13 protein-coding genes are annotated in these 22,114 nt (G+C 65.0%); 8 read left to right on the top strand and 5 right to left on the bottom strand.

Features of this window, described 5'->3' with window-relative positions; genetic code table 11:
- The first annotated feature begins 19 nt into the window (after window positions 1-19).
- The 5 genes from AM590_RS02740 to AM590_RS02720 are packed head-to-tail and all read left to right on the top strand — an operon-like array spanning window position 20 to window position 9,547.
- Window positions 20-2,986 carry an ABC transporter permease gene (locus tag AM590_RS02740; RefSeq protein WP_058826107.1) on the top strand — a complete coding sequence of 989 codons (2,967 nt, stop codon included), beginning with the start codon at window positions 20-22 and terminating at the stop codon, window positions 2,984-2,986.
- Entirely contained in the window at window positions 2,979-4,643 is a 1,665-nt protein-coding gene (locus AM590_RS02735) for a hypothetical protein (RefSeq protein ID WP_058826106.1), read from the top strand. The genes AM590_RS02740 and AM590_RS02735 overlap by 8 nt, the downstream gene beginning before the upstream one ends.
- A gap of 49 nt (window positions 4,644-4,692) precedes the next feature.
- Complete coding sequence (locus AM590_RS02730; protein ID WP_058826105.1) at window positions 4,693-5,373, top strand: ABC transporter ATP-binding protein; 681 nt, start codon at window positions 4,693-4,695, stop codon at window positions 5,371-5,373.
- Window positions 5,374-5,388: 15 nt separating this feature from the next.
- Window positions 5,389-8,382 (top strand): FtsX-like permease family protein, encoded by a 2,994-nt coding sequence (locus AM590_RS02725; RefSeq protein WP_058826104.1) that lies wholly within the window; start codon window positions 5,389-5,391, stop codon window positions 8,380-8,382.
- Between the two features lie 55 nt (window positions 8,383-8,437).
- Entirely contained in the window at window positions 8,438-9,547 is a 1,110-nt protein-coding gene (locus AM590_RS02720; RefSeq protein WP_058826103.1) for a hypothetical protein, read from the top strand.
- Window positions 9,548-9,884: 337 nt separating this feature from the next.
- Here the strand turns inward: AM590_RS02720 and AM590_RS02715 are convergent, their stop codons facing one another.
- Together AM590_RS02715 and AM590_RS21215 are read right to left on the bottom strand one after the other, a co-directional pair.
- Window positions 9,885-11,189: an RNA-guided endonuclease TnpB family protein gene (locus AM590_RS02715; RefSeq protein ID WP_058826102.1), complete on the bottom strand. Its 1,305-nt coding sequence runs from the start codon at window positions 11,187-11,189 to the stop codon at window positions 9,885-9,887.
- A gap of 3 nt (window positions 11,190-11,192) precedes the next feature.
- Window positions 11,193-11,315 (bottom strand): hypothetical protein, encoded by a 123-nt coding sequence (locus AM590_RS21215; protein WP_256364930.1) that lies wholly within the window; start codon window positions 11,313-11,315, stop codon window positions 11,193-11,195.
- 263 nt (window positions 11,316-11,578) lie between these two features.
- Here AM590_RS21215 and AM590_RS19685 point away from each other — a divergent pair, with 263 nt between their 5' ends.
- The gene (locus tag AM590_RS19685; protein WP_082677634.1) at window positions 11,579-12,163 is read left to right on the top strand and encodes a hypothetical protein; all 585 of its coding nucleotides are present in this window, start codon (window positions 11,579-11,581) and stop codon (window positions 12,161-12,163) included.
- Between the two features lie 191 nt (window positions 12,164-12,354).
- Here the strand turns inward: AM590_RS19685 and AM590_RS02710 are convergent, their stop codons facing one another.
- The 3 genes from AM590_RS02710 to AM590_RS02700 are packed head-to-tail and all read right to left on the bottom strand — an operon-like array spanning window position 12,355 to window position 20,025.
- Entirely contained in the window at window positions 12,355-13,563 is a 1,209-nt protein-coding gene (locus AM590_RS02710) for a PGF-pre-PGF domain-containing protein (RefSeq protein ID WP_253805826.1), read from the bottom strand.
- Window positions 13,564-13,566: 3 nt separating this feature from the next.
- On the bottom strand, window positions 13,567-14,724 hold the full coding sequence (locus AM590_RS02705) for a dockerin type I domain-containing protein (RefSeq protein WP_253244163.1): 1,158 nt from the start codon (window positions 14,722-14,724) through the stop codon (window positions 13,567-13,569).
- A 51-nt stretch (window positions 14,725-14,775) separates the two neighbouring features.
- The gene (locus tag AM590_RS02700) at window positions 14,776-20,025 is read right to left on the bottom strand and encodes a CARDB domain-containing protein (protein WP_253805824.1); all 5,250 of its coding nucleotides are present in this window, start codon (window positions 20,023-20,025) and stop codon (window positions 14,776-14,778) included.
- 537 nt (window positions 20,026-20,562) lie between these two features.
- On the opposite strand from AM590_RS02700, the gene AM590_RS02695 reads away from it, so the two are divergent.
- The gene (locus AM590_RS02695) at window positions 20,563-21,048 is read left to right on the top strand and encodes a hypothetical protein (protein WP_253244160.1); all 486 of its coding nucleotides are present in this window, start codon (window positions 20,563-20,565) and stop codon (window positions 21,046-21,048) included.
- A gap of 41 nt (window positions 21,049-21,089) precedes the next feature.
- Window positions 21,090-22,112 carry a DUF1616 domain-containing protein gene (locus AM590_RS02690; RefSeq protein WP_058826098.1) on the top strand — a complete coding sequence of 341 codons (1,023 nt, stop codon included), beginning with the start codon at window positions 21,090-21,092 and terminating at the stop codon, window positions 22,110-22,112.
- The last annotated feature ends 2 nt before the right edge of the window (window positions 22,113-22,114 follow it).

Genomic DNA, 22,114 nt, shown 5'->3' with positions numbered 1-22,114 from the left:
CTCGCGATAGAGAACACTGATGGGCTACCGTCGAGCACTTTCGTTCGGTTGGGAGACGCGCGATACACTCGCCGTGCTCGTCATCGCCCTCACCGTCTCGTTTCTCGTCGGCGCCGCGGTCCTCGGCGTCTCGCTCGGACAGCAGACGACGACTATCTCCGACGAGTTCGGGTCCAGCTATCACGTCGAGCACGTGGAGTCTCCGGCGAGCGCCGCGGGCGCTGACGAGTCCGGAGTCCGACTCGTCTTCGTCCGTGCGACCGTCGACGGGGCGCCTGCGACGGTCGTCGGCATCCCGGCGGACGCCCCGGAGCTTTCCGTTCGGGGACAGACGATTAGCTTTCCCCGCCCGGACCCCGGGACGCTCGCCGTCGTCGGCGGACCGTCGGCCGGCGAGACCGTCTCGCTGACGACCGACGAGACGGAAACGACGGTCACGCTCACCGACCGCTCGGGTCACCGGGTGCTCCAAGACGGCTGGTATCTCAGTCGCACCGAGACGCTCTCGGGTCTCGAGGCGACCGACGTCGTCCGTATCGAACGGGCGGACGGCCGACCAGCGACGCCGCTGTTGTCGGCACTGCAGTTTTTCGTCCTCGGGACCGGCCAACTGGTTCGGTTGCTCCAACTCGCGACGCTGGCGAGCGGCATCCTCGTCGGCGTGACGACCTACAGCGTCATCCGACTCACGGTCAAAGAGCGGCGGCCGGACATCGCCGTGCTCCGCTCGACCGGGGCGACGCCGCGGCAAATCGTCGGCGTCTACACGCTCCGTGCGGTCGTGCTGGCGACTGTCGGACTGGCACTCGGATACAGCATCGGCGTCATCCTCGTTCGTGCGGTCCTGAACGCGGCGATTTACGCCGGCCTCCCGACCTCGCTCGCGCTCGCACTCACGCCGACGGTCGTCGGCCTGCTCGGACTGGCGTCGGCGGTGCTCCTCGTCGCGGGCGTCGTCGCCGGCCTGACCGCGTCGTACCCCGAAGCGACGAAGCCGCTCGACCAGCTGACATCACCGGGACAGCCAACCGCCGAGGGGTCCCGGTCGCCGTTCAGACGGCTCTTCGAGACGCGGTTACTCGGATGGGAAGCGGCCGTCCCCACCGTGGCGACGCTGAGCGTGTTCATGGGCGTCGTGCTGTTGCTGTCGGCCGTCATCGGCGCGGTCGGTCCGCTGTCGGGCGTCGGCCAGCAGACGATTACGGAACCGGACGCACCGCACCCCATCGCCAGTAACGTCCCGGAATCGTACGCGTCCGCGCTCCGCAGTCAGGGCGTCGCGGTCAGTCCGGAGATTCTCCTCTTCGAAGTGTACCGCAGTACGCCGTTCGTCGCGCGGGGGGTGAACTACTCCGCGTACGAGTCGTTCAGCCACACGCGGCTGACCGAGGGCCGAGCGCCCGAGGCAGACAACGAGGCGCTCGTCGGCGCGAGTCTCTCGGAGGCGACCGGCCTCGCGGTCGGCGAGACGCTGGTTCTCGGCGGGAGTACGACGCCCGGCATCACGCGCGTCGAAATCGTCGGACGGTTCGCCGGAACAGGAGTGCAGGACGACCAACTTCTCGTCTCACTCGATACGGCGCGTCACCTCACGACGACGGGCCGAAACGGGGTTCAGTTCATCAGAACCCGCGGGCTCGCGAGCGACGACGCGAGCGCTTCGACAATCGTGGTCACCGACGCGACGGTCACTCGTCGCGACGGGAGCTTCGGCGTCGCCGTCGAGGCGACGAACCTCGGCCTGAGCGACGCCTCGCGGCCCGTCTCGGTCACGCTCGGGGACGCGACGGCGGAGACTCCGCTGTCGGTGCCCAGTCGCCGGTCGACGACGACCTTCGTCGCGTTCGAGCCGCCGGGGGCAGGCACTGTCTCCCTCTCGGTGGCCGACGTGACCAAGTCGGTGACGGTCGACGAGCGAGGCCGCGTCGTCGACCCGCTCAGCGTGACCGTCCCGACGTCAATACCCGTCGGCGGTGCGCCGCGAATCAGCGTCTCGCGGGGCGGCGAACCGGTCGCGAACGCCACGGTCTCCGTCGGCGAGCGGAGCCGAACGACGGACGCCGACGGGACGACCCGAATCCGGTTCAACGAGACGGGGACGTACGTCGTCTCGGCTCGCGCCGGCTCGCAACAGCGTAACACGACGGCCACCGTCTCCGCGGACGCGACTCGACAGCCGGTCCAGACGCTTTCGCTCTCGCCGCAGACGCCGACACTGTTCACGTCGCCGACGGTGACGACGCGGCTCGCCAACCCGTGGACGCGGCAACTGAACGCGACGGTGGCCGTCCGCGGACCGGGGACGGACGTCGAACGCGCCGTCTCGCTCGCACCCGGCGGGAGCAGTCGCGTCGCTGTGACCCTCCCGCAGCGGCCGGCCGGAGAGTACACCGTCTCGTCGCAGGTCGGCGCGAGCGAACCGGCCACGCTCACCTATCGCGTCCGCGGCGACGAGCGGTTGGCGACCGCGCTCGCGGGGAGCGGTCGCTACACCAGCGGCGGCGGCATCGCGCAGGCGATTCAGCTCGTCTTCGGAAACCTTGAAGTGCTCCTCGCCGCGGTCGTCGCACTCGTGAGCTTCATGACCGTTGGAAGCACGACCGCGGCGTTCACGCGGAGCACCTACGGCGTTCGGAAGACCATCGGCGTGTACCGCGCGACCGGGGCGCGCCGGACCGACATCCTCCGGCTCGTCCTCTTCGACACGCTCAAAATCGGACTCCTCGCGTCGGTCGCCGCGTTCGCCATCGCCACCGCGGCCGTGACGGCGCTCCTGTCGCTCGGCGAACTCCGCGTGTTCGGCGTCGCGCTCACGCCGGTGTTCTCGCCCGGCGTCGTCGCCGGGATGGTTCTCGCGGGCCTCGGCCTCGCGGTCGCGAGCGCCTGTCTCGCGACGGGCTATCTGTTGCTTCGGGACCCCGGCGCACTCTTAGTGGATAGACATATACCGACGCCCGAGGGAGAGGGAAGTATCACCAATGAGTAACGGACGTCGCCGCGGATTCGCGATTCTCATCGCGGGCGTCGCCCTCGCGTTCGCCCTCCGCGCCCTCCCGCTTTATTGGAGCGGCTATCCATCGACGCTCGACGGATTCGACTACGCGTGGCTCGCGAAGACGACCACGGAGACGGGTGCGCTCCCCCTCACGCAGCGGGCGGATAATCTCGTTTTCAGCACCTACCTGAGCGTCGTGTCGCTCGTCACCGACGCCGTTCCCCTCCGAGCGATTCAGCCGCTCGCGACGGCCATCGGCGGACTCATCTGCTTCGTCGGCGGGGTCGTCGCGCGGCGCGTCCTCCTCGACAGCGGGTCACGCGACGGAACCGCCACCGCGGTCGGCGCGGTGACGGCGACGCTGCTCGCCGTCCAGGGGCTGTTCCTCCGTCGCACCTCCGTTCCCGACGAGGAGATTCTCGGCATCCTCCTCGTGATTACGCTCGCGTTCTGTCTGCATCTCGCGCTCCGCAGTCAACGCCTCCGCTGGTGGCTCGTCGTCGGGCTTCTCCTCGCCGTGTTCCCGATGACGCACACGTTTTCGACGTTCATCGCCGCGCTCGTCGTGACCGCGCTCGTCGTGCGCCACGTCTCCGTGCGGCTCTCGCTCCGGTCGGTGCTCGGGCCGGGCGCGCTCGCGGTCGCCTTCTGGGCGTACATGTTCGCGTACTACCGCTTCGCCGAGTCGTCGACGACGCTCAGCGTCCCGTACGTGAACCGGGTCATGGCCTATCCCGGGCTCTTTCTCGCGTGGCTCATCCTCCTCGCCATCGGTATCGTGTGGGTGCAACGGACCGGTCGCCGGGTCAAACAGGTCTCGTATCTCGGCGTCGTCGGGTCGTTTTTCGGCATCGTCGGGCTCAACGCCGTCTCGCCGATATTCCCGGGCACGACCCAGACGCCGCCGCTCATCTTGGGGCTCGTCGCGATTCTCGGCGTGTTCGCGGTGACCGCCGCCTTCGGGCTCGACCTGTTCGAGTCGTACCGCGGCGGCGCGATACCGACGGCGATGTTCCTCGCACCGGTCACCATCATCGGGTTCGGCCTCACCGCGTCGCTCACCCCCGAGTACTACGATACGGTCATGCGCGCACAGACGTTCCTGCACGTCCCGGCGGCGATGCTCGTCGGACTCGTCCTCGTTCGCCTCCTGCAGGGCGTCTCGCGTTCGACCTCGGGACGCGCGCTCCGTCTCGCGCTCGTCGCGGTCGTGCTCGTGTCGACGCTCGCGACCGCACCGCTCGCGTACCTCACGATGGACACCGCGACCGTCCCTTCTACGACCTACGAGTCCGAGTTCGAAGGCGTCCAGTTCGCGTCCACGCACACCGACTCGCCGTGGCTGAGCGACCACTCGCTGACGCGGGTCGGGACGCATTACTTCAACGCGCAGGTCGGCTACAGCGCCGTCGCGAACTGGCTCTCCGGCGGCCCGAGCCCGGACTGTCTGGTCATCTCGCAGCGGTCGTGGACGACGACCGGTGCGCACCTCTTCCCGAACGCGCCGGAGACCGTCTCGCCGTCCGTGTACGCCAACTGGACCGCGACGCGGAACGTCGTCTACGCCAACACCGGGAACGACCCCGTCTCGGTGTCCCGGCCGGTCGGGAACGCGACGTGCGCGGCCGCGACGAACCGGACGGTCTGAGCGAGTAGCCGTACACTATACATAGGTGAAGCATGAAGGGAGCATATCGATGACGGCCCCCGTACTGCGCGGCGATTCGCTCACCGTCGAACGCGGTGACTCCACCATTCTCGCGGACGTCTCCATCACCGTCGAGCCTGACACGTCCCTCCTCATTCAAGGCCCGAGCGGTGCCGGGAAGACGACGCTGTTCAACGTCCTCGGACTGCTTAGCACTCCGACCAGCGGCTCGCTGTACGTCCACGGCGACGACACGAGCGCGCTCCCCGAGCGGAAGCGCGCCGTCCTCCGGCGGGACGCAATCGGATTCGTCTTTCAGGACTTCCAGCTCATCCCGGATCTGACCGCGTGGGACAACGCCGCGCTCCCGCAGGACCACACCCGGAGCCGAGACGAGGCGTGGCTGGACACGCTGTTCGACGCCCTCGACATTTTAGACCTCAAAGACCAGTATCCGGCGACGCTCAGCGGCGGGGAGAAACAGCGCGTCGCAATCGCCCGTGCGCTCGCCAACCGGCCGGACGTCGTCTTCGCCGACGAGCCGACGGGGCAACTCGACCCCGAAACCGCAGAGCGCGTTCTCGACCTCTTGTTCCGTGTGAAGGACCAGACGGACACCGCGCTCGTCGTCATCAGCCACGACCCCACGCTGTCCGACCAGTTCGAAGAGACGCATGTGCTGATAGACGGCTCGCTCCGCCGGAAACCGGACGAGCGCATCCGTCAATGAGTCGCCTCGGATAACATGCGCTATGCGACAGCGCTCCTCTCGAGGTGGTCGCGCCGCGAGTGGCTGAGCATCGCGGTCGTCGCCGTCACGACGGCGTTCCTCCTCGGCTCCGCGCTCTTGTTGCTCACCGCGGCCACCTACACCGGAACGCTGAGTTCCGACCTGTCGAGTTCGGCGACGGTGTCGTACGAGCAGTCGTACGACGACGCCGTCGCGACCGCGTCCGCCGACGAGGTGGTCATCGCGGTCACGACCGTCTCGCTTCCCGATGGCGAGACCCACTACGTCGTCGGGATACCGCCGGACGCGCCGCGGACGATTTCGGGCGCGTCGGTCGCGTGGCAAGCAGCCACGCTCCCGAGACCGCCGTCAGACGGCGTCTCGGGGCCTGAGTCGTCGGTCCAGAAGGTCGAGATCGTCGGCCCTGACAACGCGGTTTCGACGACTGTCTCGCCGCATCGCATCGACGAGACGCTGTTTCCCGACTCGTGGTACGTCGCGGGCACCGACACCGTCCAGCGGCTGGGAACGAGCGGCGCGCTCGTGTTCGACACCGGCGAGTCCGGACGCCCGGCGTCGGCGACGAGCGTCCCGCTCATCGCGGCGCTCCCGTTTCTGGCGGGCGGCATCACGCAGGTCGTCCGGACGCTGTCGGTCGCCGCGTTCGCCGGTGGGCTCCTGATTCTCGTCGTCGTGTACAACGTGACGAAGATGTCGATTCGGGACCGAACCCGTCTCATCGGCGTCGCTCGCGCGACCGGGGCGTCGCCGTGGCGTATCCTCGCGATTCTCCTCGGGCGCGTGCTGTCGCTCACGTTCGTCGGCGTCGCGCTAGGCTACGCGCTCGGCGTGGTCGTGACCAACGGCGTCGTCAACGCCGCGACGTACGCGGGCCTTCCGGTGTCGCTTCAGACGACCGTGACCGCCGACATCGCGGTTTCGCTCCTCGCCATCGCCGGGTTCCTCCTCGTGATGGGCCTCTTCGCCGGGGTTCTCGCGGCGCTTCCGGTCGTCCGCGGTGACCCGAGCTTCGACCAACCGCACCGGGCCGCCGGTCGATGGCCACAGCCGATTCGCCGCTTCCAGACGGTTACCTCACCGACGCTCGTCGATTGGCGGGCGTTTACCCCCACGGCGGCGACGCTCGCCGTTTTCATGCTCATCATCCTCTTGACGGGCTCTATCGGCGGCGCGCTCGCTCCCCTCGCGACCACGTCGAGCGGGACGGTCGTCGAGAGCGGTGCCGCACACCCCCTCAACAGCCGCATCGACGAAAACTACGCGACGGTGCTCCGCTCGTACGGTATCACGGCCAGCCCGGAGGTCATCTACGCACAGACGCGCGGCGACACGCCGTACCTCGTTCGCGGGGCGAACTACACCGCGTTTAGCTCGGTCACCGACGCGTCGTTGGTCGCTGGGTCGGCCCCACAGCGCGCCGACGAGGCGGTTATCGGGACCGACCTCGCGCGGACGCTCGGGCTCGACGTCGGCGAGACGGTGACGCTCGGCGGAAGCGTCACGCCCGGGGTCAGACGCGTCACAATCGTCGGGACGTTCACCGGAAGCGGCGTGACGAACGACCAGCTCGTCGTTCCGCTCGAAACGACGCAGCCGCTGGCGACAGGTCCCGGAACGGTGCACTTGATTCGGACGAAAAACGCGTCTTCGAGCCTCGCGTCCCTGCAGAACCGCTCGTCGGGACTGCTCGTGACGAGCCTCTCCGGCCCGTCCGAGGTCCAGACGAACGCGACGTATCGATTCAGCGCGACGGTCCGGAATCTCGGGTCCGCCGCGGCGACAGAGACGGTCGCGGTCCGCGTGGGGAACCGAACGCTCGAACGAGACGTGACGCTCGGGAGCGACGAATCGACACGGCTGTCGTTCGAGACGAGCTTTCGGATCGCTGGGACGTACGAACTCGCCACCGACGGCGTCACTCGCTCGGTAACGGTGTACCGGCCGAACACGCTCCAGCTTCCGTCCGAGTACCCGACCCGCGCGCCGCCGGGCTCCACGCTCGTCGTACCGGCGACGACGCCGAACGAGTCCGTGGTCTCCGGCGTGACCGTCACGCTCGACGGCCGGAGTGCGACGACGGACGCCCGGGGCGGCGTCCCGATGCGGGTTCCCGACGAGCCGGGCACGTACACGTTGCGGCTCTCGAAAGACGGCTACGTCGCGGAGGAACACACGCTCACCGTGGAACGCGACGCGCCGCAGCGACTCGGCGGGCGGCTGACGGTCTCGCCGTCGACCGGTTCGCGACTCACGAATCCGACGGTGACCGCACGCGTCGCCAACCCGTGGGGTCGCTTCCTCGTCCGCAACCTCACCCTCGTCTCGCCGGGCGGCACGCAGACCCGGACCGTCGAACTGACCGGCGGGAACGTCTCGGAAATCGAACTGGCGGCGTCCGAGGTCGGACTCGGTGACGACCCACCGCCGGGCACCTACGACCTCCGACTGGTCGTCGACGGGTCGGTCATCTCGACGGCGACCTACCGCGTCACCGGCGACGAACGCGTCGCGGCGACGCTCAGCAGCCGCGGCGAGTACACCGAGGGCACCGGCATCGGCCGGGCCATCGAGAACGTCTTCGGCAACGTGCAGTTGCTGTTCGTCGTGCTCGTCTCGCTCGCCGGGCTGAGCACCATCGGCGGCACGACCGCGACGTTCGCGCAGGCGGTCCACGCGAACCGTCGCGTCATCGGCATCTACCGCGCGACCGGCGCGAGTAGACGGCGGATTCTCGCCCTGCTCGCGGCCGACGCCGTCCGCCTCGCGATTCCCGCGGCGGCGCTCTCGTTCGGGTTTGCGGCGGCGCTCTTGTGGCTGCTCGAACAGGCGGACGTGCTCGTGGTCTTCGGGATTCGACTCGCCGTCCCGTTCACCCCGGGGCTGATCGCCGCGTCCGCTCTCGGGGCGGTCTGCCTCGCAGTCTGTAGCGCCGTCATCGCGGCGACGCCCTTCGTTCGGTTCGACGTCGGGCGGTTGCTCCACCGCTGACTGTTCGACTCGCCATGACAATGCACTTACCCCAGACGACTGTAGAGGCTGGCACATGCACTCGTCCCGTGCCCTCCTCTTGGCGCTCGTGTTGGTGTGTTCGGCGGTCGCCCCGTTGACGGCGGCACAGAGCGCCGACTACGACGTCGACATCGACGGCGACCTCGACATCCCGGACCGAACGATTTCGACTCAGTGGGGAGACCAGACCATCGAAGCCATCGGCAGCGCGTCGGAAGACGGCTACCTCTCCGTTTCGACCGACGGGCCGTCCGGTGATTCGTACTCCATCCGTGTCGTCGACAGTCAGCAACGACTCCGTGACAGCCAGTACGTCGACGGCGGCTCCGCCTCGGCGTCGTTCTCGCTCGACCGCTACGACCCCGGTACGTACGCAATCGCGCTCATGAACGGGACCGAGACGGTCTACGCGGTCGAACCGTTCATCATCAACGGGTTCGACGTCGAGCAGACCGCGGCGGACCGCGTCGAATCGGACGACGAACTCCTCGTGGAAGTGAACCTCTCCAAGGTCAGCAACGACGTCGAATCGCCGCCGGCCGGCGTCGAGGTCGTTCTCGGGAACGAGTCGGCGTCTGTCCGCACGACCGCGACCCGACAGACGGGGTTGAACTACACGGCGACGGTCGACGTCGCGTCGCTCTCGCCGGGCGACTACCGCCTCTATTCGGCCGCCCAGACCGACGAGGAAGTGTTCGGTGAACCCGAACTCGTCGCGGTGAGCGGCACGCAGTCCGTGAGCGTCGTCGAAGCGGGGTCGCTCGAAGACTCGGACTCGACAGGCGACTCCGACGAGACGACGACCACGGAGACGACCGAATCCACCACGACGACCGCAACCAACGAGTCGGCCACGTCTAACACGACGACGGCGGCGTCCTCGGGTGGGAGCTCGGCGGAGACGACTGACTCGCCGACGCCCACGAGCGATGCGGACGAAGCCGACCAGTCGGATTCGACGGCGGAGTCCACCGACTCGACCGGAACGGAGAATTCGACTGAGACCGCGGACCCCACGACGACGACCACAGAGACGACCGAGACCACGACCGACACCGCCGTTCCCCTCTGGGGACCGGTTGGGATTGCGCTGGTCTGTATCGTCAGTCTCGTCGGTGTCAGCCTGCTCCGTCGCCGCTCGTAATCGGGACGGCCGACTGCTCTCCTCGCGCATTTCTCTGTTCGACGGACTGACCCGTGTGGTCGCAGGCTGCGTCGCGTCCAACCGCCCGCGGAGCGAATCGCGCCTCCCACACGCCCCAGTAAGTGGGCGAACATTCCGATTCGGTCGCTCTTTCAGTATGATGAGTCAGGTCCCACACCAAGCGTACCACGACCATGGCTCACACACGTGGCTAATACCATGCGTTAGGTTCTGTTGAAGCTCTAGAATTTGATACGTACGGTGTGACACAGACAGAGGGCGAGTTCAGCACGACAAAGAGGCTCTACCCACAGACAACGTTGTGAACTACCCCACCCTACTCGCTCACGGCTGACGCCGTTCGCTCCTTGAGGGTAGGGCTTCCTGCTTCCACGACGCGCTTTGCAGACACCGAATTGGTATCCGCAGGGAGCGCAGTCTCCACAGGCGTTTGTTCGGAGTGTCCCACTCCTACATCTTCGAGGCCGCGAGAAAGAATGTTCCACGCCGCATTCGCGTCCCTGTCCGCCTCAAACCCACAGGCAGGACAGGAGTGTTCACGGACCCACAACGGCTTCTCCGTCGAGACACCACAGGACGCGCACTCCTTGGTCGTCCCCCTCGGGTTGACCGCGACGAAGTGCGTCCCCTCTCGCTCACACTTGTATTCGAGCAACGAGAGGAACGTTCGCCACGCGGCAGACGCGGTGTTGCGGCTGTTCGACGGCGACTCCATCATCCCCTTCACGTTCAGGTCTTCGACCGCCACGAGGTCGTACTCCCGAGCGTAGTACGCCGAGAGTTTGTGCAGGAAGTCGCGGCGCTTCCGTCGGAGAGCGGCGTGACACTCCGCTACGCGCCGCTGTTGTGTCTCGTAGTTGTTCGACCCGTGTTGCTTCCGCGAGAGCTTCCGTTGCTCGCGCTCCAAGCGGTCACGCTCGTCGGTGAGATCGAGCGACCCGACCGCCGTTCCATCGGTGTCGTGGGCGTACGTGAGAATCCCCACGTCGATACCGACACACTTCTCGGGATTCTTGGGCTTCGCGGGCGGTTCGCGGTCCATTTCGACGCCGAAGGTGGCGAACCACTCGCCCGTCGGTTCTTTCTTGACCGTGACCTGTTTGAGCGTGGCGTCGTCCTCAGAAATCAGAGATTTCTGATGGGCTGCACAAGAGCTGTCGCTCTTGTGAACGTCGGGGATAGCGCGGTGGAGCCGAATCGGTATGTCCGCGAGTTTCGAGAGTGACAGCACAGTCTGACCGCCCTTCTTGTCGAGCTTGAAGCCAGACTGGCTGTACGTGAAACTGCGGAACTCGCGTGGCGGCTTCCACGTGAGTTGACCGACGCCGTAGCCATTATCCTTGAGCTTGGAGAGCCCTTTGACGTTCTGCTCGATTCGCATGACCGTTGTTTGCAGAACTGTCGAGTACACGTCCGAGAGGTCAGTCCACCAATCTTTCAGGGACGGGATTTCGTCTCGGATGGACCGAACACGCTGATTGAGCGTGCCTGCGTCCACGGGAATTTGGTCGAAGCGGTAGAGAGCGTGGTTGTACAGTTGCCTACAAATGTCTCGATGGCGGTCCAACTCCTCTCGGTGGGTGTCGGACGGCTTGAGACGGTACTTGTAGGCGTAGTACATCCGTTACTCTCGTTCCTCGATTAGTTCATCCAGTTTCTCTTGGACGAACGAGGAAAGGTTCAGGTGGTTGTCCTGAATCCACTCGGCTTGATCGTCGCGGATTGAGATGTTCTTGCGCGTTGTCACACCACATTATACACAAACTACACAAATATGAGTTTCGAGTACGTGGGCCTGTGGGCCGAGCGTCGAACGTGCCTGATACTCGTGCGGCGCTGTATCCCCTCCCTACTCGCTCGCTTCGCTCGCTCGTTGAGGAAGGGGGCTTAGCGCCTACTTTCAGCTAAACCTCTCGTTCGGTTGGGGTTCGTATCAACTACCGTCTTAGCGTACTGCTTTCGCCCAAATCGGTTCAATAATGTTACTTGATTGGGGCGCCGTGGTTTTCTATGGCTTCTGGGCGCTACCCCCGTATCACAGTTGCTGAAGGCTCTCAACCCAGCAAGGAACCCTTCCAGCTCAGTGTGGAGAAACTACGCGATTTCTCATCCGATGCACCTGCTCAGATTCGTGGTTCATTTGAGAATCTTTCCTCCGGAGAACAAACGGTTGGCTTCGGGTCAATTCAGCCGTACTCCAGTATTTGGAGTGAAGGCCAAGGATGGCTTGTTCTCATTCCGAGTGACCGGGAGGTACAGAAACTCGCCTTCGGAACAGACGAACAGATTATCCCGGACCGCCCGGTCGAGGGTTGCTGGCAGACGAATCTTGTTCACTTCGTTCTTCCTGACGTGCTTAGATGGCAGTCACTCGATGCGGGAGAGTGCATTCAGACCGAATACACTGTACTGCATTACCCGGAGCGGGAAATATTGGAGGCCACGATGGACAGGTGGGTGAGCAATCGGCCCGAAGATATGGGCTGTCTTCCCGCAGGGAAACACCGCTTTACCGAATCATTTGTGCCGAAAGTTAGAGCGGACACGGCATGGGAAGAGTTTGAGTGGAGTTATTCACTCACGATTGAAGAATAGCTCTCCATCTACCGATTCGGCCGACCGAAGTCAGGCAAGTTACCATGACCGACTCGCGCCCTCTATTCACCACGGACGCAACAAACTACCAGTACCGACGGACTTCAACAGCGCCGTGCGTGACTCTCTGATTCGGAAGCGAGCCGTCCGCACAGTCGAGCCAAAAAAGAACCGAGAACGGTGACGCGAACTTATTCGCGTCGCACCGCGATGAGCGCGATTGCGACGAGCGCAATCAGCGCGGCGGTGACGCCGAAGCCGGGGATGACCGAGTCAGTCGTCGTCGGCTCTCCGGTCGTCGTCTCGTCGTCGAAGCCGGACGTTCCGGTCGTTGTTTCGCCGTCGTCAGCGGTCGTCGTTTCGCCGTCGTCGGCCGTGGTTGTCGTCGTCACGGCCTGCTTCGAGGTCACGGCGAAGTACGAGAAGCCGGGCGTGTCAGCTTCGAGCACGACCTGCCCGTCGCCCTGACTCACGACGCGCGTGTCGAGCACTTCCCATTCACCGGTCTCGTCGTTGTAGCGTTCGACTTGGAGGTCCTGTGCGGTGATGCCCAGGTCGTCCAGTCGACTCTGCCGAACAGTCATCGTCACCGTCGACGGTGAATCTTTGAGTGAGCTCGGGACGTCGATCTGGACGAACCCGACTGCGGGATTCGCCGGTTGACCGACGGTTCCCGGGAGGCTCGACCGTTCGCGGACGATGACCTCACCGGTTCCCTGGCTCCCGAACGCCACGTCGACGTTCGTCACCGTCGCGCCGTCCGGAAGCGACGCGCTGACCTGTGAACCGTAGAAGAGCCGGACGCTGTCGTACGTCCCGCTGTTCGGAACGGATCCGCCGCCGCCACCGCCACCGCCGCTCGACGGGACATCGGTGGTCGGCGTGGACGGCGTTGGCGTACTGCCGTCGATGTTGTTCACGTCAACGGTCGTCGTGTCGCCGCTGTGCGACAGGAGGTTCCCTCTCGTGTCCGTAATCGATTCGACGGTGACGTCGATGGACGCGGAGGTGTCGCTCCCGACGGACTGCGCGTTCACCGTCAGGTCCGCGAGCGAGATGTTTCCGGTCGAGCCGGAGGTCTCTCCCGTGTACCCGACGACGGTGAGCTTTCCGTTGCCGTGGTCGGTCGTCTCAACGTTGAACCGGGAGTTCCCGGCGACCGAGACGTCGACCACGCTGTCGTCGTAGCTGATGTTCAGTTCGTACGACCCGATACCGTCTGCGTCTTCGACGTTGTACGCGGTGAGCGTCGCCGTCGAGTCCGCGGTGCGCTCGTCGAGCGAGCCGACGGCGTCGACCGAGACGGTCTTCGAAGTCGCGGCACCGGCAGCGCCGACGGCGACCGTGCTGACGAGCATGGCGGTGCACATCACGACCGCGAGTAGCTGTTTCGTGTTCATGAGTTATGCACCCCCGATGGTGTAGTCGGCATCACGGTTGTTCTCGCTGTACTGCTGGACGAGCATCGCGTCGACCGCGTTGACCTGCCCGTCGCCGTTGACGTCGCCGTAGGCGGCGTCGGAACCGCTCGAAGCGGCTTGTGCGATGTCGGACGCGTCGTCCGCGTCGACGTCGCCGTCGAGGTCGACGTTACCGAGTTCGTAGCCTTCGAACTCCACGGAGACCTGCGTTCCGACGCCGGTCTGGTTGAGTTGGACCCGCGTCTCGCCGTCAACCGTCGTCTGCTCGACGAGGTTCGCGTCCGTCGTCGCTGTGCCGTCGCCACGGAGCGGTTTGTCGCTCGGTGGTGCGATATCGTACACGACCGTGCCGTCACTCTTCGAGATGGTCACGGACACCGTCGTGTTGACGGGCGTCTTCGCGTTGCCGTCGGACTCAGAGGTCGAGTCGCCGATGAGCGCCGGCTCCTCGCCGACGTACGCGACCGGCTGGATGCTGTCGTCACCGTCGACGAAGGTGACAGACGCCGTCTCGGAGATGCCGACACCGACGGTGAACTCGGGCGCGTCCGTCAGGCTCGAGCCGACGGTGTGGTCGCCTTCGAGCACGGTCTCGCTGACCGAGTCGGCTTGGTTCTGACCGTCGAGGACGACGGACGCGCCAGTTACGGCGTTGCCGTCGTTGTCCACGACGCTCGCGTTGACCGTCCCGACGCCGCTCACGTCGAGTTGTTCGCTCGTGCGAACGTTGTTCGGCTCGTTGTACAGCGGGCGCACGTCGGCGGTCAGCGACGTCGTCCCCGCCGACGAGACGGTCACGTTGAAGTGGTAGGTCCGTGACTCGCCGGCCGGCACTACCTCGCCCGTGATGAGCAGAGAGTCGCCGGTCGAAATCGTACTCTCCTGGACGACCGCGTCCCGGAGATCCGCCGTGTTATTCACGTAGACCGCGTCTTCGGCACCGTTCGGGAGCGCGACCGGGCTGCTGATCGGAACCTCCACGAGCGGGTTGAGGAGCGCGGTGTCGTCGTTGTTCGTAACCGTTACTGCAATCGTCTGGTTCCCGTCCGTGCTGAGGTCGTCCGGCGCGTCGATGGCGACGCTAAACGGGTCCGCAGCAGAGACAACACCCGGGCCGACACCGAACGATATCGATGCCACGACCAGGAGGGCAGCCAGTGTCGTTGAAAGTTTTCGTGTCATCGTTTCTCCTTAGTTGGTGTCCTCGTACTCTTGTTCGTTGACGAGTTGCTCGGATTCGGCACCGACAACGACTCGAGTCGAGTTATCGACGGTCAGCGTGATGGTACCGGTCTCACGAAGCGTGTCGAGTTCGTCAGTGGTGAACGTCACCGTCGCAGTCGGCGTGTTACCGTCGACGCTGACTTCCTTCGTGACGCTCGAGTTGATCTCGATCGTCACCGTCTGCGAACCGGCGTTCCGCTGGTCCGCCGTGGTGAGGGCGTCGATGGCGACGCCGGTCGCACGCGTGTTCCCGAAGGAGCCGCCCTGCTGGTAGATGCCAACGAGGTAGCCGACACCGTCGGACACGGTTCCGTTGCTCGTCGCCGTGTACCCTGCCGCGTCGTTCAACGCGATGATCGCGTTACCCGTCGCGCGGGCCTTCTCGCCGACGTTGCTCCAGTACGGAGAGTTCGTGTAACCGGCCCACGACCCGTCCGCTTGCTGGTTGGCCACGAGCCACTCGACACCGCTGTCGAGGGCCATCGACACGTTACCGGAACTCAGCTCGTTGTTGACCTGATTCCGGAGGGTGTCGCTGTCGTTGACCGCTGCGAGCGCCTGCACCGCGTAGGCGGTCGCCTGCGCTTCTTTCGTACCGGCTTCCCAGCTTCCGTCGCTGTTCTGCTGTTCGATGAGGTAGACCGCGGCGTCGACGCTGAACTCGTTGGCGGCCGTCTGTGCGGTCGCGTTGAGGTCGTCGCCAGCGCGGTCGATTGCGACCGTCGTGTAGGCGGTCGCGGAGGCGTCGTCGCGGAGGAAGTAGCCGCTCGGGCGGACACTTCCGTCGTTGCGCTGTTTGTCTGCCAGCCAGAGCACCGCACCGCTCTGGTTGATGTTCTGCAGACTCTTGTTCACGTCCGTGCGGTTGCTCTGCACCGTGTCGTCGGAGACGGCGCTCGCGCCCTGCAGGGCGTAGATGGTGTAGAACAGGTCACCGCGCGGGTTGTTGCCGTACATGCTCCACGCGCCGTTGTCGTGCTGAGAGATGTTGAAGTACGCACCGGGCGTGGGCTCGTCGGCGAGCTTGCTGATACCCGCGCTGATCGTGCTGTTCGCACGGTCGCGGTTGTAGTTGCTCGGGATGTCGCCGTTACGGTAGTACTGGTCGGTCCGGAGCGCGGACATCATCTGGGTCGTCGTCTGTTCAACACACCAGTAGGGGTAGGAGAACAGGTATTCGAGACCCTGTAGCGTCCGCCCGTCCGTCCCGGACTGTACGGTCACGTTGAGCGTGTGCTCGTAGGTCGTCGCGTCCGAGACGTTGAGTGCGAGCGACTGCGTCTCGCCCGCGGACTCGAGCGTCGTCGCGTTCGTCGTCGTGTAGCGAACCTTCGGTACCGTGACGTTGGTCGTCGCGGACGCCGTGTCGCTCTGGCCGAACGCTTCGACGGTGACGTCTATCTGCGCGTCTTCGATGTCCGCGGTCGTGTTGCCGCGGACCTTCCAGGCGACCGAACCGCCCTTTGCCGACGACCGGACCTGTTTCTCAGCGCTCTGTCCGGCGGCGAGTTCGAGCCCCGCGGGGAGCGAGACCGTCGCGTTGACGTCGGACGGGTGGTTCGCGTTGAACTCCGCGAGAACGGTGACAGTCGAGTTATTCACGACCGTCGAGGGCACCGAGACGTCGCCGTTTTCGATGCTCAGCGAGTACGGCTTCACCCTGACGTCCTTCGTCGACACGTTGTTGTCGAACGGGACGCCGTCGGAGACGCTCGCACTCACGACTTTGTCGCCACCCGTCGCGAAGCGGTGGGTGACGCGCGTCGTGTTGGGCTGTTTGACGCCGAGGTTCGCGATGGTGATGTTCTCCGTCGTCCCGTCGTCGTAATCGACGGTCACGTTGAACTCACCGGTCTTTGCGGTACCGTTGTTCTTCGTGAACACGACGAACGTCGCCTTCTGGCTCTGGAGCGCCGTGCTCTGTCCCTGGATGCGGACCGCCGGGTCGGCGTAGACCACGCGCGTGGAGTTGAGGACCTGGTTGTTCGTCTCGTCCGTCTCAGGGATGTCGTTCGCCGGATCGACCGTCGCGGTCACCTTCGCGTTACCCTGTGCGAGGGTTCCGAGGAGTTCTTCGCTGGCGAACTCCGTCAGGTCGTAGGTGAGCGTCGTCTCGTTGTTCGGCGCGTCGGTGCTGTCGGAGAGGTTGCCGGTGTACTTCGTGTACGTCTCCGTGGCACCGTTTGCGGCCTCGACCGTCAGGTTGACCGTCGCGTTCGAGACGTTGACGAGACCGTCGTTCGAGACGGTCACGGAGGCGTTCACGCCGTCGTTGAACCGCTGTCGCTGTTCGACATCGAGTTCGGGCGAGAGGTCAGCACCCTCCGCGAGGCGGAAGGTGAGGTTCGCGCCGCTCGTGTCGACCGTGAGGTTCTGCCAGTACGTCCGGTTGACGAACCGGTCGTTCTCCGGCGGCGTGACGCGGACTTCCATGTCGCCGCGGACCTCGATGCCGGTCTTGTCGCCTTCACCGGCCGGGAAGAGTCCCTCGGCGTTGGACTTGTACGCGACACCCGAACGCGTGCCGTTGTTGTTGTGGTGGACCGCAATCGTCGCGTTCTCCACCGGGTCACCGTCCTGGTCGACGACGGTGACGTTGAGCAGGCCGGCGTCGGGAAGCGTCGTGTTCCCGACGTTCAGGATCCGCTCGGTTCCCTGCGTCGTGTAGAGCGAGAAGATGTCGGGTGACCCGTCGCGCGGGTGGTCACCGCTCCAGCCGCTCGCTCCGTCCTGCACGTACGCAATCGTCTGCGTGGTTCCGTTGACGACCGGCACGAGGAAGCGACCGTTCTCGTCGGTGAACGTCTGGCCGACGGACCACGGCTCGTCGCCGGGGTTCGTGCGGCTCGTGTAGACGAGGTCGTCAACGGCGGGGCTCCCGTCGGGCATCTTGACGTAGCCCTTCGCGAGCGGGCCGCCGGTGACGCGCGCGTCGACCTCGTTGTTCGTCTCGCTCGCCTCGGCGATTTCGTCAGCCGGGTCGGCGATGACGCGAACGGAGTAGTTCCGCGCGTCCACGCGTGCGAGCGTGGTATTGATAGCGACCGACTCGCCGGCGTCGAGGTCGACCGTCCGACTGGCGAGTTCTTTCCAGGACCCGCCGTTGTCGGCTTTCGCCTCGACGATGGCGTCGACGCCCGTCGCATCGACGTTACCGAGGTTTTCGACCGTCGCGTTGACCGGCACGACGCCTTTCGTGACGTCCGTTTCGACCGAGAGCGTCGGCGCGATGTCCGGCGCTTTCACGGTCACGGTCTCCGGTGAGAGGTCGCCGACGCGGACCGTGTGCTCACCGAGCGAAAGACCGGAGACGACGAACGAAACCGTCTTCGATTCGCCCGCTCCGAGCATCACGGACTTCGTCTGCGTAATCTCATCGTCGACCGAGAGCGTCGCGGTGAAATTGCCCGACACGTCGCCGGTGTTCGTGACCGTCGCGCTCACGTTGACCGCGTCTTCGAGTCCGATTTCGGTCGTGTTGACCTGCTGGTTCGAGTACTCGAGGTTCGGCGGCGTGTCGACCGTCACGGTCTGGGCGGGAAGCCCGTCGACCGCGATCTGGTACGTGCCGGGTCCGAGATCCTTCTCGAAGGTGACCGTCGTGGACGCGTCGGGTGCGAGCGTCCCGTTCATCCACTCGACGGCCGTCCCGTCGATGACGAGCGACGCGTTGTACTCGCCGGTGCCGGTCCCGTTGTTACGGATGTCGGCGCTGACGACGGTCGTGTCACCGGGCGAGACCTGGCTCGGAACCGTGAGGTTCGAGTAGACGATGTCCGGGACGCCGCTGACCTCGATGGCCGTCGGCGTCGCGTCGTTGACCGTGACATCGTACGTGCCCGGCGTGTCGAAGCTCAGTTCGAACTGCTCGACGACGGTTTCGCCTTCGCCGACGAACACCGTCTTCGACTCGACGGTCTGGCCGTCGCGCTTGAGGTCGAGCGTGAAGTTCCCACCGAAGTAGTCGGTGTTCTCGACGGTCGCGTTGACCGTTACCGTCTCATCGGTCGTCACCGACGTCGACGAGACGTTGTAGTCGGTGAGTTCGATGTTCGGCGTGATGACGTACAGGTCGACGCTCGACGAGATGTACGCGGTTCCGTTAGACGGATCTTTCGTGACCGTCGCGGTTCCGGACTCGACGGGCGTGAACGTCACCTGACCGTTCGAATCGGTCGTGAACGTCTTGCCGTTGTACGTCACGTTCGCACCAGCGACGCGGTCGCCGGTGTCTGCCCGGGTGACGTTGAGCGTGACGCTCCCTCCCTGCTGGATTTCGACCGCGCTCGGCTCGATGTTGAGCTGGACGCCGTCGACGAGGTCGACGCTCGCTTTGTTGCTCAGCGTCGCCGTCCCGTTCTGTGCGGTCGCGAAGTGAATGACCGAGTACTCGCCGGGCGTGAAGTTCTCCGTCGTGCGGAGCGTGACAGTTTCCTGTGGTCCGCCGACGGTTCCGTTGATACTCGTGTAGATGACCGTGTCGTCGGTCTGCGTCACGCTGTCTTCACCGGCTAACCGCGAGAGCAGCGAGACGATGTTCGTGTTCCCGTTGTAGCGGCTCGCGGGAAGCGTGCTCCCGGCGAAGTTCGTTCCGGGCTTCACGTCGGTCGCCCCTTCGATTCGGTCGATGGACGACTGAATCTCCTCGATTTCGCTCCCGTTGAGCTGAATCGTCTGCTGTTGGTCGCCGAGGACCGACTCGTTCAGGAGAATCGTCGTGTGCGAAACGTCGTCCGTGCCCAGGTTCGACGCGTCCACGTCCACGTCCACATCGTTGCCGACCGCAGCGACATCTGGCGGCGTCACGGTCGACCGACCGTCCTGAACGAGGAAGTGGTCGAACCCGACAACCGTCACGTTCCCTTCGGCGGTGAGGTTACCTGGCGACGAGCCCTGCACCAGTCCCGGGTCGGTGCTGTTGTCGACGAGGACCGTCGCGAAGAGGTACTGCCCGGACTTGTCGGGGGTGAATTTGAAGTTCTGCTCTCCGCTTTCCCCCGTGAACTCGCGAACGATTTCGGCGTTCGTGTCTTCGCTCGTCGTGAGTAGCTTGCCGATGTCACTGATGCCACCCGGTTGCTTCGCGCCCTCTTTCAGGCGGACAGCGACCAGTTGGACTTTCTCCCCGTCGACCACGCTGCTCTTTCCGGCTTTCCCCGGATTGAACGTCGCGGTGATCTCCGTCTTGTTGAAGACGTAGATTCGGTTTTTGTCCAAGCTGGTCTCCAGGTCACTCGTCCCGACGAAAATGTTCGTGTTCCGTATCTCGTGGCTGATGTACGGAACGTCGTCGAGTGTGACAAACTCGCTCGACGCCGCCGGGTTATTCGGCCGGAGTGTCAGTAGTGAATACTGCCACACGGAGACGTTCTCTCCGGCGTCTATTTTCAACTCGTCACTCACCGCAGGTGTTGTCGCTCCGTCGATTGGAGCGGAACCCCCTCCGCTGAGTGAGGCCGATGCGTCTGCTGAGGCGAGGGTGCTCGCGCTAACGGGTCCTACCACCATCGATAGAACCACAACCCCCGTCAGAACTAAACTCAAGAGTTTAGTCCTGTTGCTGGTCGTAGGCCTCATGGTATGTTCATCTGATACGAGCGATAAAATACTTCTGTATCACCCATGGATTTATTCAGAGCTGTACGTCTGAATAATACTGTCCGGCTGTATTGACACTCATTCAAACCGACAACACTTCGGCCGTTTCGTAGCCGTGGTCACATTAAAGAAGGCGGGTAGTCATGTGAGTAGCATATGCGAAGACGCCGGTTCCTTACTGCGCTCTCTGCGATGGTCGTCGGAACTGCCGGCTGTGCACAGGAGTCCGAGACGGAGACGTCGACCCAAACACAAACACCGCTCCCGACGAGAACGCCCTCCCCGTACGTCGAGCAGGCGGACGAGTTTCGGTCGTTCCTCCAACAAGAGGAGATTTCCATCGTCGAACTCCTCCCGCAACCGCCGGTGAATGCGGTGGAACTCACGTACGTCTCGAACGAAGAGCAGTACGAGGAGGTCGGCGGGGAAATCGGCACGATTGCCGGCGGGTTCTTCAATCGAGTCGCAAACGGCTGGGAAGCCGAGCGCCTGAACGCGGTGGTCATGGACAGCCCCGAGTCCCGCTTCGGGACGTGGTACGCGAAGTCGTCGTGGTTCGCCGAATACCGAGACGGAGAGATCTCTTCGAACGAACTCTCACTCAAAGTGTTGAACACACTCTCGCGCGCGGAAGACGCGTGAGACCGACCGCTTTTAGTGAATCCTTGTCGCACCCATAGCCGATGACCTCCGACACGGACTGGCTATCGCTCGTCCCGCGCTCGGTTCGCACCGCCCCTGCGGACCTGCTCGCGGTCGTGGTGGTGGCCGTCCTTACTTGCGGTGCAGTCACCCTCCCTGGCGTCCGCGACACCCCGCTTCGGGTCGTGCTCGGCCTCCCGTGCGTGCTTTTCGTCCCCGGCTACGCAGTTATCGCCGCGCTGTTCCCGGAGTCGGGGCCGGCGGTCGCCGCGAGCGGAGACGCCGACGCGGCCGACCGGACGGGAATCGACGGCATCGAGCGGGTCGCGCTCTCGTTCGGGACGAGCATCGCCCTCGTCTCGGCGCTCGGACTGCTCCTCAACTTCACGCCGTGGGGGCTTCGACTCGTTCCGATCGTCGTCGCCATCGGCCTACTCACGGTCGCGGCCGTGGTCGTCGGGGCGCGTCGGCGGGCCGCCCTCCCCGAGGGCGAACGGTTCGGCGTCCCGGTCCGGTCCAGTCTCCCAAATGACCCGAACCCCTTCTCGTCCGGTTCGCGGACCGACGCGGCGTTCGCCGTCGTGTTGGTGCTCTGCCTCGCGCTCGCCGTCGGGGTGGGCGGATACATGGTCGCCGCTCCCGGGTCCGGGGAGTCCTTCTCCGAGATATACGTGCTGACGGGGAACCAAGGGAATCTCGCCGCGGAAGACTATCCGACGGAACTCACTGCGGGGGAGCCCACGTCGCTCACCGTCGCCGTCGGCAACCACGAGGGGACGGCCACCGACTACGTCGTCGTCTCGCAACTCCAGCGCGTCCGGGTCGCCAATAACACGACGACGGTCCTCGAACGCGAGGCACTCACGCGGTACCGACCGTCGGTTGAGGCCAACGCGACGTGGCGGACCGAACACGCGGTCACGCCGACGATGACCGGCGACCGGCTTCGACTCACCTACCTCCTGTACGAGGGATCGGCACCCGCGGAGCCGACGGCTGAAAACGCCTATCAGTCGGTCCACCTCTGGGTGAACGTGACGGACCCGGACTCTGCCTCGTCCTGAGC

Source organism: Haloferax sp. Q22 (genome assembly GCF_001482285.1).
GTDB lineage: Archaea > Halobacteriota > Halobacteria > Halobacteriales > Haloferacaceae > Haloferax.
This window is presented reverse-complemented; position numbering and strand designations above follow the sequence as displayed.

Bases quoted from the DNA above. Each gene is read 5' to 3' on its own strand.
- AM590_RS02740 (WP_058826107.1), top strand. From the start codon at position 20: ATGGGCTACCGTCGAGCACTTTCGTTCGGTTGGGAGACGCGCGATACA.
- AM590_RS02735 (WP_058826106.1), top strand. From the start codon at position 2,979: ATGAGTAACGGACGTCGCCGCGGATTCGCGATTCTCATCGCGGGCGTC.
- AM590_RS02730 (WP_058826105.1), top strand. From the start codon at position 4,693: ATGACGGCCCCCGTACTGCGCGGCGATTCGCTCACCGTCGAACGCGGT.
- AM590_RS02725 (WP_058826104.1), top strand. From the start codon at position 5,389: ATGCGCTATGCGACAGCGCTCCTCTCGAGGTGGTCGCGCCGCGAGTGG.
- AM590_RS02720 (WP_058826103.1), top strand. From the start codon at position 8,438: ATGCACTCGTCCCGTGCCCTCCTCTTGGCGCTCGTGTTGGTGTGTTCG.
- AM590_RS02715 (WP_058826102.1), bottom strand. From the start codon at position 11,189: ATGTACTACGCCTACAAGTACCGTCTCAAGCCGTCCGACACCCACCGA.
- AM590_RS19685 (WP_082677634.1), top strand. From the start codon at position 11,579: ATGGCTTCTGGGCGCTACCCCCGTATCACAGTTGCTGAAGGCTCTCAA.
- AM590_RS02710 (WP_253805826.1), bottom strand. From the start codon at position 13,563: ATGAACACGAAACAGCTACTCGCGGTCGTGATGTGCACCGCCATGCTC.
- AM590_RS02695 (WP_253244160.1), top strand. From the start codon at position 20,563: ATGCGAAGACGCCGGTTCCTTACTGCGCTCTCTGCGATGGTCGTCGGA.
- AM590_RS02690 (WP_058826098.1), top strand. From the start codon at position 21,090: ATGACCTCCGACACGGACTGGCTATCGCTCGTCCCGCGCTCGGTTCGC.